Annotated in this window: 10 protein-coding genes and 1 pseudogene; 6 read left to right on the top strand and 5 right to left on the bottom strand. The window is 70.2% G+C overall.

Going from position 1 to position 12,118, the window contains the following annotated elements:
* Nucleotides 1-990: RsbRD N-terminal domain-containing protein (locus tag QH290_RS29855; protein ID WP_280386516.1), on the bottom strand; the 990-nt coding region annotated here is incomplete at its 3' end.
* A gap of 145 nt (nt 991-1,135) precedes the next feature.
* On the bottom strand, nt 1,136-1,357 hold the full coding sequence (locus QH290_RS29850; RefSeq protein ID WP_280267015.1) for a hypothetical protein: 222 nt from the start codon (nt 1,355-1,357) through the stop codon (nt 1,136-1,138).
* Nucleotides 1,358-1,563: 206 nt separating this feature from the next.
* Between QH290_RS29850 and QH290_RS29845 the strand changes: the two genes are divergently transcribed.
* Complete coding sequence (locus QH290_RS29845; RefSeq protein WP_280267016.1) at nt 1,564-2,775, top strand: lipase family protein; 1,212 nt, start codon at nt 1,564-1,566, stop codon at nt 2,773-2,775.
* Nucleotides 2,776-2,798: 23 nt separating this feature from the next.
* Here QH290_RS29845 and QH290_RS29840 read toward each other — a convergent pair whose 3' ends face one another.
* Nucleotides 2,799-3,452 carry an SDR family oxidoreductase gene (locus tag QH290_RS29840; RefSeq protein ID WP_280386514.1) on the bottom strand — a complete coding sequence of 218 codons (654 nt, stop codon included), beginning with the start codon at nt 3,450-3,452 and terminating at the stop codon, nt 2,799-2,801.
* 391 nt (nt 3,453-3,843) lie between these two features.
* Here QH290_RS29840 and QH290_RS29835 point away from each other — a divergent pair, with 391 nt between their 5' ends.
* On the top strand, nt 3,844-5,283 hold the full coding sequence (locus QH290_RS29835; protein WP_280386512.1) for a lipase family protein: 1,440 nt from the start codon (nt 3,844-3,846) through the stop codon (nt 5,281-5,283).
* A gap of 415 nt (nt 5,284-5,698) precedes the next feature.
* Complete coding sequence (locus QH290_RS29830) at nt 5,699-6,931, top strand: PucR family transcriptional regulator (RefSeq protein ID WP_280267019.1); 1,233 nt, start codon at nt 5,699-5,701, stop codon at nt 6,929-6,931.
* Between the two features lie 12 nt (nt 6,932-6,943).
* On the opposite strand, the gene QH290_RS29825 is transcribed toward QH290_RS29830, so the two are convergent.
* On the bottom strand, nt 6,944-7,573 hold the full coding sequence (locus QH290_RS29825) for a YdcF family protein (RefSeq protein WP_280267020.1): 630 nt from the start codon (nt 7,571-7,573) through the stop codon (nt 6,944-6,946).
* A gap of 357 nt (nt 7,574-7,930) precedes the next feature.
* Between QH290_RS29825 and QH290_RS29820 the strand changes: the two genes are divergently transcribed.
* The 3 genes from QH290_RS29820 (at nt 7,931) to QH290_RS29810 (ending at nt 11,971) form a co-directional block, all read left to right on the top strand.
* On the top strand, nt 7,931-9,151 hold the full coding sequence (locus QH290_RS29820; RefSeq protein WP_280386510.1) for an esterase/lipase family protein: 1,221 nt from the start codon (nt 7,931-7,933) through the stop codon (nt 9,149-9,151).
* Between the two features lie 223 nt (nt 9,152-9,374).
* Complete coding sequence (locus QH290_RS29815) at nt 9,375-10,385, top strand: alpha/beta hydrolase (RefSeq protein ID WP_280267021.1); 1,011 nt, start codon at nt 9,375-9,377, stop codon at nt 10,383-10,385.
* Between the two features lie 200 nt (nt 10,386-10,585).
* Nucleotides 10,586-11,971, top strand: a complete 1,386-nt coding sequence (locus QH290_RS29810; RefSeq protein ID WP_280386508.1) for an ABC1 kinase family protein — start codon at nt 10,586-10,588, stop codon at nt 11,969-11,971.
* A gap of 1 nt (nt 11,972) precedes the next feature.
* On the opposite strand, the pseudogene QH290_RS29805 reads toward QH290_RS29810, so the two are convergent.
* A pseudogene (locus QH290_RS29805) lies at nt 11,973-12,118 on the bottom strand (IS481 family transposase); the annotation flags it as partial.

Below are 12,118 nucleotides of genomic sequence, written 5' to 3'. Positions count from 1 at the left end.
TTCGAGGGCGAGGTCGTCGAAGCGGTAGAGGGCGGGTTCGCAGTGCAGGCGGGCGACCATGTCGAGGAGTTGGTGGGCTTGGTCGGCGGCGGTGGGGATGGTGTCGGTGCCGGTGGTGACGACGGTGGCGGTGATGGGCACGCGCGCGGCGTGCGCGAGGGCGCCGACGAGTTCGTCGAGGCCGCCGTCGCCGGTGGTGTCGGCGGGGATGAGCAGGGTGCCCCCGTCGATGGACAGCAGCGACAGGGCGGTGTCGCCGCACCGCGTGGCGACCGCGGCTTGCACACGCCGAAGTTTGCGGCGCGCAACCACTTTCGCGTCCAGTACCGGATTCGATTCGTCCGGATGCGGTGGGATCGACAGCGCGAGAACCCGGTAGCTGTCGGCGATCTCGATGCCGCATTCGCGCGCCATGGTGGAGGTGGGGTGGCCGCCGAGCAGTGCGGAGGTGAGGGTGTGTACGGCGGTGTGGTGTTCGGAGACAACGGATTTGAGCTCGCGCACGTAGGCCATGGATACGGCCGTGGTCATGGTGTCGAGCATTCCCACGACGCGTTCGGCGCCGCCGATGAGGGCCTGGTAATCGGCGAGGGTGATGGTCATGGTGCCGTCACCCGCCTTGCGCTGGCGCGCGGCCGTACCGGATACCACCAGCTCGAGACCGATCTTGAAGCCCTCGTGGATGGCGTGGTGGATGGTGTCGATCGGCACCCCCTCGCGCGCCCATTGCGCTGCGGCGTCCTTCAGCCGTTCGATCTTGTCGGGGATGTCCTTGCCGTCGAGCATGCTGACCGCGAACTCGAGGTTCATGCGGGTGATGGTGGTGACGTCGCCGTGGATGGCGTCGCCGGGCAGGGTCCCGCACGGCGCGACGTTCTCGACGAAATGACCGACCATCTGCCGCGACAGCGCCCACACATCCTTCAGCGGCGACGAAATCGGGGCTCCGGCAATGATGAGTCCCGGCTGGGCCGAGCCGTCCACGGTCATCGCTGACTCCTTCCGCATCGAGTTGTGTGATGCGGCGGTTAACACTAACGGCGCCGAGGTTCCGTTCCGACGATTCGCGGATGATCTGTGCGAATGCGGAAGCGGTCTTCCGGGTCACTGTGACGCATCACAAGCGGCGGGCCGGTCAGTGCCAGAGGCTGCGGCAGGGCAGCGGCCGCATGCCGGGGCGCACCTTCGTGTCGATGGTGACCGCCAGTCCCGAATGCACCGCGGCCGACGCGAATTCCCACGCCTCGGCGCGGGTGGCGGCGTATTCGAGCACCAGTTCGTCGCCGGGATCCGGGCCGTCGAAGTAGACGGTGACACGCCTGGTCGGCGCCTCCGTGACGGTGTCGGGAGTGTACATGGCCGTGCTCCTTCGATCCTGCGCCGATGCCGGTGGGGAGCGGGCAGCGACGCCGAGTTCGAAGGTACGTTCGTGTAACCCGGGATCAACAGTTTTTCCGGTGATTTCGTCTCGCAACACAGCCTCATATCCGAGGCGCTTGTGAGTTGTCAGGACATGACCCCCCGAGAGGCACTCGGTCACGGGTCCGATTAAGGTTTGCGGCCATGGGGAACAACGCATTCCGGCGTGCGATGGGTGCCTGCGCCGGCAGCTTGCTCTTGCTGGCGGGCGCGGTCGGGGCCGCATCCGCGCAGCCGATCCTTCCGGCGGCGGATCCGGATCCGTTCTACAGTGCGCCGGCCGATGTCGCCGACCACGAGGCGGGTGACGTGCTCGGCATCCGGGCGTTGCCGCCGCTGGCGATCTTCCCGGACGTCGATGCGTGGCTGGTCAAGTTCCGGTCGACGAACTCGCAGGGCGACCCGATCGCGGCGACGACCACCGTGCTCGCCCCGCGCAAGCGGGCGGTGGACGGGCCGCTGCTGTCGTATCAGAGCATCATCAACGGGCTCGGCACCGAATGCTCGATCTCGCACACGCTCTACACCAGCGACCCGAACCTGATGGTGCGCGAGGCGCCCGCCTACAACGTGGTGCTGCAGCGCGGCTGGACCATCGCGCTGCCCGATCACCTCGGCCCTCAATTCGCCTACGGCGCAGCGAAATTGGGCGGCCAGATCACCCTGGACGGGATCCGGGCGGTGCAGCGGGTCAAGCAGCTGCGGCTCGAGCGCAGCCCGGTGACGATGGCCGGGTACTCCGGTGGCGGGATGGCGACGGCCTGGGCGGCCGCGCTCGCCCCGACCTACGCCCCGGACCTGCGCATCGCGGGTGCCGCGGCGGGTGGTGTGCCGATGAACCTGGTGAAGATGCTGGAGGGGCTCGGCTACGGCTCGCATCCGGTGTTCGGCCTGGCCTTCGCCGCCGGGCTCGGGCTCGAGCGCGAGTATCCGGACCGTTTCCCGATCTCCGAGCAGCTCAACGACCAGGGCCTGACCATGGGCCGCCGGATCGCCAACGGCTGCACCAACGATCTGCTCGCCGCGGGCGCCGGGCGCGGGGCGCTCGACTTCGCGAAGACCACCAAGATGACCGAGGACCCCGACGCCCGCCGGGTGATCGAGGAGAACAGCCTGGAGCTGTTCGACGGTGTGCCGAATATGCCTGTGTTCGAATGGCATTCGCCGATCGACGGCCTGGTGCCGATCGACTCGATCGTGAACACCAACCGCCGCTGGTGCGCGGCGGGGGTGCGCGTGCAGTCCGAGGCGATTCCGGTGCCCGATCACCTGACCGCCGCGGTGCTCGGCCTGCCGCAGGTCATGGGCTGGATGGACGCCCGGATGCGCGGTGAGCCCGCCCCGAGCAACTGCTGAGGGGCGGACTCGGCCCGGTCCGGTCAGATCCGCGCGACCGCCTGCGTGATCTCGGTGTCCCCCGAGATCAGCTCCAGGGTCTTGCCGAAAGTGCCGGGTGCGCCGAGAGTTTCGGCCAGGACGGCGGCCACGTCGGCGCGCGGGATCGCGCCGTATTCGCCCGGGGCCTCGACGAGGGTGACCCGGCCGGTGCCGGATTCGTCGGTGAGGCGGCCGGGACGGACGATGGTCCAGTCCAGGTCGCGGGCCCGCAGGTCCGCCTCGGCCTGGGTCTTGGCGTCGATGTAGGCGGCCCACACCGCGTCGCGGTCGGGCGCCGGGGGCTTGCCCGCGCCCATCGTCGAGATCTGGACGAACCGCGTGGCCTTCGCCCGCTGTGCCGCCTCCGCCAGCAGCACCGAACCGTCGCGGTCGACGGTGTATTTGCGTTCCACGGTGCTGCCCGGCCCGGCCCCGGCGGCGAAGAGCACGGTGTCGGCGCCGTCCAGCACGGCGGCGACCTCGTCGGCGGTGGAGTTCTCCAGGTCGAGCACGACCGGCCGCGCACCGGTCGCGGCGACCTCGTCGGAATGGGCGGGGTTGCGGATGAGGCTGGTCACCTCGTCGCCCCGCGCGGCGAGCAGTGCCGCCAGCAGTACCGCGATCTTGCCGTGTCCGCCCGCGATGACGATGCGCATGGCCCTCCGTTCGCTTGGTCCGTATGGTCCGCAGCGGTGTGAGCTGCGGCGATCGATTGCCACAGCAATCCTACGGAGCCATTCATTCCCGGACGGGGAGGCGGCGGTCCGCATCGTTCGACGCCTCGCAGCACACGCGGCGACGTCCCGACGCGGGTCTCGACACAGCGGCGATGCCGAGGGTGAACGAGTCGCCCGGAGGCACAAGGGAATCCGCGCCCGGCCCGCCCCGGTATCGAACCGGACTCGTGATGCGCACGAAACGGACAAAACGCGATGTCGGGTGAGCCCGCGCCGGTAACCTCGAGTGACTCGACTCGGCGTGCCCGGGAGTCTTGGGGCCGGGCACGTGTGGCGGAGGTCGGGTGCGAGCTCACAGTGGGGGTGAGTCATGCGTGGCTGGCGCGTCCTCGTGGCCGGAGTGCTGATCGTGTGCGGGCCGACGGCGGCCGTCGCGCAGGGGCAGCCGCCGGTGTCCGGTCCGATCCTCCCGGGCCTGCCCGGCCCGCCGGCGATGCCGCAACCGAATGTGCCCGCGGCCCCGCCGGTTTCGCTGCCGCAGAGCCTCGACCTGCCGGATCTGCAGCGCTGGATCAATACGGTGGTCCCGCCGCCGCCGATCGCCACGCCCGCGATGCCCGCGGTCTCGGGGTCGGAGGTGCCAGCCGATCTGGCGCGCCTGCAACAGGCCGTGATGCCCTCGCCCGTCGGCGATCCGATGTTCGACACCTGGCCCGAGCACCTGGAGAGCTACGCGCCGGGCGATGTGATCGAGGCCCGCGACATCACCGCCACCGCGGCCTCGCTGGTGCTGGTCCCGGTGCGGCAGGTGCTGCAGCTGAAGTACCGCACCACCGACGCCCACGGCGCCCCGTCGTACGCGACCGCGTCGCTGGCGATACCCGCCGCGGCGTGGTCCGGTCCGGGGGCCCGCCCGGTGCTGGTGAACAACCTGCCGATCGATGCGCTGGGCCGCGAATGCACCGCGGGTTACACGCTGGCGCACGGCTATTCGTTCGACGCCAGCACCACCGATTTCATCCCGCCGACGACCCAGCTGGCGCTGCTGCGCGGTTACGCCGTGCTGATTCCCGACCACGAGGGTCCGCGCATGGCCTACGCCGAACCGTTCGTCGCCGGGCACGCGGTGCTGGATTCCATTCGCGCCGTGCGCAATCGGCTGCCCGCCGAATACGGCGACAGCCACTACGCCATGCACGGCTACTCCGGCGGCGCGATCGCCACCCGCGGCGCGGTCGCGCTGATCGACTCCTACTCACCGGAACTGGCGACGGCGATCACCGGCGCCGCGCTCGGCGGGGTCCCGGCCGACTACGAACTGCTGGGGCGCAGCATGAACGCCAACCTCGCCTCCGGCGTCTTTCTCGCCGCGACCTTCGGTGTCGCCCGGGAACGCCCGGAGATGCTGGCCCGCATGAACAATCTCGCCCGCTGGGCGGCCACCTCGCCGCTGAAGGACACCTGCGCGGGCGTCTTCGCGCTGCCCGGCGTGCTGATGCTGCCGATCGACCTCGCCTCCGACATCCCGGATCCGCTGCGCAGCGCCGTCGCCACCGAGATCTACGAGGTGACGCGCATGCGGGGCATGAAATCGGCGGTGCCGCTGTATATCTACAACGGCGAGCAGGAATGGTGGATCCCGGCCGAGGGTGCCCGCAACCTGTACCGGGAGCAGTGCGAGCTGGGCGCGGTCGCGGTATACCGCAGCGTTCCGGGCGAACATATTCTCGCGGCCGGTCTGGGCTATCCGGAGGCGCTGCACTGGGTCGATCAGCGGCTGCAGGGCGTTCCCGCACCGTCCGAGTGCTGAAATTCTCCGTCAATTCCGGCGGGCGAATTTGTGTGCCGCCCCTAGGGTTCCGGCCCGGCCTTCATGAATCGTCATCGGATTTCCGCTGTTTCGGGCTCGTCGCGATTCCGTAGCCGTACCGTGATATGACGCGGCGCCGGTGTTTGCGCGGTCGGCGCCGCGTCTGGCATCGGCGCGCCGTACCTCGAACAGGAAGGAGGCGCCGGTTCGGTCGCCGGGTCAGCCACCGCCGGGCGGTAGCCCCGAGTAACAACCAGACCGCCCGCGGCGCACCGCCGTACCGCCGCAGACGGACTTCCAACCCCCTCCGTCGCGCGGTGCGTGTGCGCAGCAGTGGATCCACCCGCCGGGCGCGACCTCACCCCTGGCGCCCGGCGGGTACGCACCCCGCGGTCACGACCCTTTGGAGCGCCCGATGACATCATCCGCACCGGTCCTGAGCTCGCCGACCGTGCGTCCGGCCGAGCATGCCGAGCCCGCGGCGCCGGGTGAGGTGGCCGCACGGCTGGCCGAATACTTCCGCCGCGAACGCCCCGCGCCCGAGACGAGTACCAACAGCGCGGAACTGACCGCGGGCGTGCGGGACTGCCTGGCGCTGGCGCTGGGCGTGCTGTCCGCGCCCGGACCGCAGGACGCGGCCCGGCTGGCGGAGCTGGTCGGGCGGGCGGCCGCGTGGGCCCGCGAGGGCATCGATCTGGACACCGTGCTGCGGACCTATCACGAGACGGTCCGGCACGGCTTCGACGACATCGTCGGCGAACTGCGGTGCGGCCCGGCGGAACTGCTGTCGGGCACCGAGCAGGTGCTGCGGCTGCTGGAGACGGTCACGGTCGCCACCTCGTCGGCCTATCTCGACGAGCACCGGCTGGCCGCCCGCCATCATCAAACGGCCGCACAGACTCTCGTGACGGCGCTGCTGAGCGGGCACGGCCGCGAGGCGCTCGAACGCCGCACCGGGATCACGGTGGCGGACCGGTATCAGGTGGTGGCGCTGTCGATTCCACCGCATCCGGGCGAGCGGGACCCGCGCTCGAACGTGGAGGGCGTCGCCCGGCGCAAGCTGCGGCGGCTGCAGAGCGCCCTGGCGCCGGTGCTGGGGTCGCGGGCGCTGTCGCTGCTGTCGGTGGACGGCGGCACGATCCTGGTGCCGGTGGAGGAGTCGCCCGCGCTCACCGGCGGGCTCGCGATGACCGCCGACACCCTCGACGTGCTGTCGGCGGCGGCCTCGGTGCCGCTGACGGCGACCGTGGTGTCCGGTGCCACCGAATCCATTCCGGAGCTTGCCGAGCAGGCCGGGGAGCTGCTGACGCTGGTGCGCACGCTGGGGCGCCCGCCCGGCCTGTACCGGATGGCCGATGTCGCGGTCGAATTCCAGATGACCCGCCCCGGCCCGGCGCGCGAACATCTCGCGGCGGCGCTGCAGCCGCTGGCGGCGCACCCCGAACTGCTGGAAACCCTGCGGGCGTTCCTCGATTCCGGGCTCGACCGCCGGGCTACCGCGCAGCGGCTGGGCATACATCCCAACAGCGTGTCGCACCGGCAGCGGCGCATCGAGCGGCTCGCCGGGATCGACCTGTCGCATCCGGAGGGCATCTCGCGGGCGAGCCTCGCGCTGCTGGCCTACGAGCTCGCGGCCGTGACCGGCTGAGCCGACACCCGTTCATGCCGCGGGACCGAAGGGCGCCAGTAGCAGGGGCGGCAGCCCGTCGGGTGTGAGGGTTCCGGTCAGGGGGACGCCCGCGTCGGCGAATATTCCGGTGGCCCTGGGCATGTGGTCGGCGGAGGTGACCAGCACCGCGTCGCCGGTCCCGATCGCCCGCATCAGGACCGCGGAGTTGGCGGCATTCTCGCGGGTGTCGGCGGCGGCCGGTTCGAGGTGGATGCGCTCGGGGGCGATGCCGCGCTCGATCAGCCAGCGGGCCATGGCATCCGCCTCGGTGACGCCGCCGCGCGGATTGCCGCCGGTGACGATGATCGGCGACTGCGGCGAGATGACGGCCTGCACGAATCCGGCCTCCAGGCGCTGGATCAGCTCGGGCCGCATGCGCCCGTCGGGTTCCAGCCCGTACCCGAGGACGACGATGGCGGTGCCGGGGCCGCGCGGCGTGGGGAGCGGCTGACCGGTCGGGCTGGTGCCCGCCGCGCCGAGCTGGCCGAGCACCGCGCCGAGGGCGTCGGCGATCGGATCGCCCAGTGCGGCAGGGGAATTCATGAGTATCCCGGCGGCGACGGCGGTACCGGCGAGCAGGCGGGTGCAGGATCGCAACAGTGGGATCGTGGTGTGCGGCATCGGAGACTCCGTGATCGGAACGGCCGGGCGTCGGCGGGGGAGGGGAGTAATGCACGAATGATGCGCCCCGTTGCCGTGATTGGATCGTGATAAGTTGTACTGCTGGAGAATTCACGGTGTTCGTGCGCCGAGAATTGTGCTGTCGACAGCGAAATGCCCGGCGTCTGGGAAATGTCGTGGTTGTGCACTTTCACTGCCGCCCGGCGCGCCGCTCGTGAGGTTTCGAAGAGCCGGGGGCAGTTCGTATCCAGTGCCTGTTTGCCGGACCTAGCGTGTGATCGCGGTTCCGTGCGGGACGGAATTCATCGTCCCCGCACCGGAACTGGAGAACGCTGTGGTTCTGCAGGAAGGCATGGAATGAGACGAAGTACCCGCCGCCGGCCGTTGAGTGCCGCGGTGCTCGTAGGAGTCTCGCTGCTCGCAGTGGGTTTCGGAACCGTCGGGGCCGCAGCCGAGCCCGCGCAGGCGCCGATCGAGCAGCCGACACAACAGCAACTGGCCGACTACATCGCGCAGGGCCTGAAGGACCCCGCCGCGAAGCCGATCGTCGACAGCGGCAGCGCCGGCAGTTCCGGGTCGGCGTGCACGTCGGGCAGCGGCGCCGGGTCGGGTAACGGGTCCGGCGACTGCTACGGCGGATCCGGTTCGAGTTCCGGCTCGTCGGGCGGGCACGCCTCGGACACGGTCGGCTACGGCCCGGAGATGTCGTCGTTCCTGGCGGCGTTCGGCTACAGCCTGCTGAACCCGGATGTGGGGCCGCCCGGCACCAACGACTGGAACTGCAAGCCGGGCGACGGCCGCAAGCCGGTGGTGCTGGTGCACGGCACCTGGGTGAACGCGTACAACAGCTTCGCCTACATGAGCAAGCCCATCACCGACGCCGGATACTGCACCTTCACGTTCAACTACGGACGCTCCAACCTGCTCGAGGGCGGCGGCCTGGGCTCGGTGCTGCCGGGCGTCAGCGCCACCGGCTACATCCAGGAGTCGGCCAAGCAGCTGTCGGCATTCGTCGACCGGGTGCTCGCGGCGACCGGCGCCCAGGAGGTCGACCTCATCGGCTACTCGCTGGGCGGGGCGATGTCCAACTGGTACACCAAGAAGGAGGGCGGCGCCGACAAGGTCGACAAGCTGATCACCTTCGGGGCGACCCACCACGGGACCAGCCTGGACGGCATCGGCGCGCTGGGCCGGGCGATCAACAACTTCGGCATCGACATCCTGGGCCTGATCGAGATCTTCGTCGGGCACGCCGGGATCCAGCAGACCATCGGCTCCGATTTCGTCAACGAGCTCAACGCGAACGGTGACACCGTGCCCGGGGTGAACTACACGGTCGTGGGGTCCCGCTACGACGAGGTGACCAACCCGTACGACCTGACCTTCCTGAAGGCGGGACCGGGGGCGACGGTGCGCAACATCACCCTGCAGGAAGGGTGCGAGCAGGACCTGTCCGACCACCTGACGATGATGTACTCGCCGCGGGCCCTGTCGATCGCGCTCAACGCGCTCGACCCCTCGCATCCGCTGCAGTGCACCTTCAACCCGTGGCTGCTGGGAGGTGGCGGCAAACTCTGACGACCCACGAGCGGGTGTCCGGTGCGGCGCGAGAGCCCTGATTCCCTGGCGCGCCGCACCCGGACGCCACCCGCCGTAGCGTCCGCGCGGGATGGGCACGCCGGCCCAGCTCCGTATCCCGCACACGGCGATCCATACGGCGGTATCTGCCCGCCGGGCGGTGGAGATACCCACATCGCCCGGCGGGCACCTGCCTGTCGGAACCAGAACAGGAGATTCGAAGATGATCCGAAAACTACTGCGCGGCTGCGTGATACCCGCCGTAGTGATCGCGGCCGGCGCCATGCTGGGGGCGGCGCCGGCCGCGTCGGACGCCCCGGACGGTTCGGCGATCACCGGCACCTGGCCGGTGGACGGCCGCACGGTGCAGCTGCGGGTGCACTCCGCGGCGATGAACACCGACATCATGGTGAACGTGCAGCGGCCCGCCGACGCCGGTGCGCCCGCCCCCGTGCTCTACCTGCTCAATGGCGGTGGCGGAGGCCAGGATTCGGCGACCTGGCAGCGCAACACCGACGTGCTGGGCTTCCTGTCGGAGAAGCAGACCTACGTGGTGCAGCCGATCGGCGGCAAGTGGAGCTACTACACCGACTGGCGCGCCCCGGACCCGAAACTCGGTGTGTACAAATGGAAGACGTTCCTCACCGAGGAGCTGCCGCCGCTGATCGACGCCGAATTCGCCACGACCGGTGCCAATGCCGTTGCGGGACTGTCGACGTCGGGGACGTCGGTGCTGCAGCTGCCCATCGCCAAGCCGGGGCTGTACAAGGCGGTGGCCGCCTACAGCGGCTGCGCCCAGATCAGTGATCCGCTCGGGCGGCAGTTCGTGAAGCTGTCGGTGGAGGCATGGGGCGGCGGCAACACGGTCAATATGTACGGCCCCGACAACGACCCGATGTGGGCCGCCAATGATCCGTACCTGCACGCCGAGCAGCTGCGCGGCCTGGCGCTGTATGTCTCCAGCGGCACGGGTGCGCCCGGCGTGTACGACAAGTACGAGGGCAAGTACATGCAGCCCGGGCCCCGCGGCTTCTTCAACCAGCTGCTGATCGGCGGCGTCATCGAGGCGGCGGTGAACCACTGCACCCGGAATCTGCAGGGCAAGCTGGGTGAGCTCGGGATCCCGGCGACCTTCGAGTTCGCGCCGACCGGCACGCATTCGTGGGGGTACTGGCAGGACGCGCTGAAGAACTCGTGGCCCGTACTGGCCTCCGGGCTCGGCGTGCCCGCGTAGGGCATCCTCGATCCCGGTCCCCGGGCCTCCACGGGAACGTGGCGGGTTGGTCGTAGACTTCCGTCGTATAGCCGAGCCGGTGTCGCGCAGGGGCGGCGCCGGGGAATGTCGAACGTCGACGTTTCGAACGAGAGCGACAAGGCGGTCGGAGCGGTGCAGATGAGCTGGGCAGAGCGAGTAGCGGCGAGCGGTGGTGCGCGGTGACGGCCGCCGCCCTGGAGGCCGAGGCCGTCCCCGAGCCCGGGGTGCTGCGGTCGGCGCTGGAGAAGTTCGGCTTCTCCGAGTTCCGGCGCACGGCAACCATCGGGACCGTGCTGGGCACGTCGGTGACACGCCGGGTGCTGCGGGGCGGTCTGCGGCGGTCGCGGCGGCGGCGCGCGATGGCCGACGGCATGGTCGACGGGTTCGAGGTGCTGGGCCCGATGTTCGTCAAGCTCGGCCAGCTGATCGCGTCCTCACCGGCGGCGTTCCCGGCCGAGCTGGCCGACGCCTGCCTGCGCTGCCTCGACGATGTCCCGCCGTTCCCGGCCGTCGACGCGCGCGCCATCATCGAGGCCGATCTCGGGCGGCCGATCGCGGAGCTGTTCCGCGAGTTCGACGACGAGCCGCTGTCGGCGGCGTCGGTGGCGCAGGTGCACGGCTGCGTGCTGGCCGACGGCCGCCCCGCCGTGGTGAAGGTGCAGCGCCCCGATATCGCGCGCCGCATGATCGTCGACCTGCGCGCGGCCTACCGGCTGGCCGGGGTCATGGAGCGGCGGTCGGAGAACGCGCGGGTCGCCAACGCCCAGGGCGTGGTGCGCGACCTGTACGAGACCACGGTCGCCGAGCTGGACTTCCGCAACGAGGCCGACAATCAGACCCGCGCCCGCGCGCACCTGCGGGCCTTCGGCGACAACACGCATGTCGTTGTGCCCGAGGTGTATTGGGACTACTGCGGGCCGCGGGTGCTGTGCATGGAGCGCATGCGCGGCATGCCGCTGGACCGCTTCGACGATATCCGCGCCGTGCACCCCGATCCGGAACTGCTGATCCGGCGGCTGGTGAAGGCGTGGGTGGAAAGCGTCGTCGTGCACGGCATGTTCCACGGCGACGTGCACGCCGGTAATCTCTGGCTGCTCGACGACGGACGCGCCGCCATGCTCGATTTCGGCATCGTCGGCACGATGACCCCGCAGTGGCGCGACTTCGTGCGGGCGTTGTTTCACGCCAGCGCCATCGACGGCGACTTCCGCCCGGTCGCGCGGGCGCTGCGCGAACTCGACCTGGTCGAGGGCGAGGCCGGGGACGATGCCACCATCGGCCGCCAGCTGGCGACCGCGCTGGCTCCGGTGCTGTCGGGCAAGCTGGCCAAGCTCGATATGGGGAAGGTCGCCGCGCGGCTGGTCGAATTCGGCAAGCGCCGCGGCGCGTCCGGGCCCGAGCAGCTCATCCTGATGGGTAAGCAGCTCGGGTACTTCGAGCGGTACGCGGTGGCGCTGGCGCCGGGCTGGCGGCTGGGCCAGGACCTGTTCCTGTTCCGCAACATCTTCCCGGACGAGGTGGCGGCGAAGGCGGCCGAACAGGGACTGGAACTCCCGGCCGACTGAGCTAGTTGTACTGACCTGAGAGGTTCGCAACGCGGCTGGCTGGCGGGTGGCCTGCGAGTGCGGTGTGGCCGCGGTGGTGATTGTAGGTGTGTAGCCAGGTCGTGAAGGCTGTGCATCGTTCGGAGTCGCTGCGGTAGAGCCGGGCGT

This window comes from Nocardia wallacei (assembly GCF_029869545.1).
Lineage (GTDB): Bacteria > Actinomycetota > Actinomycetes > Mycobacteriales > Mycobacteriaceae > Nocardia > Nocardia wallacei_A.
Note: the sequence above shows the minus strand (reverse complement) of the source record. Positions and strands in the feature narration are given on the sequence as shown.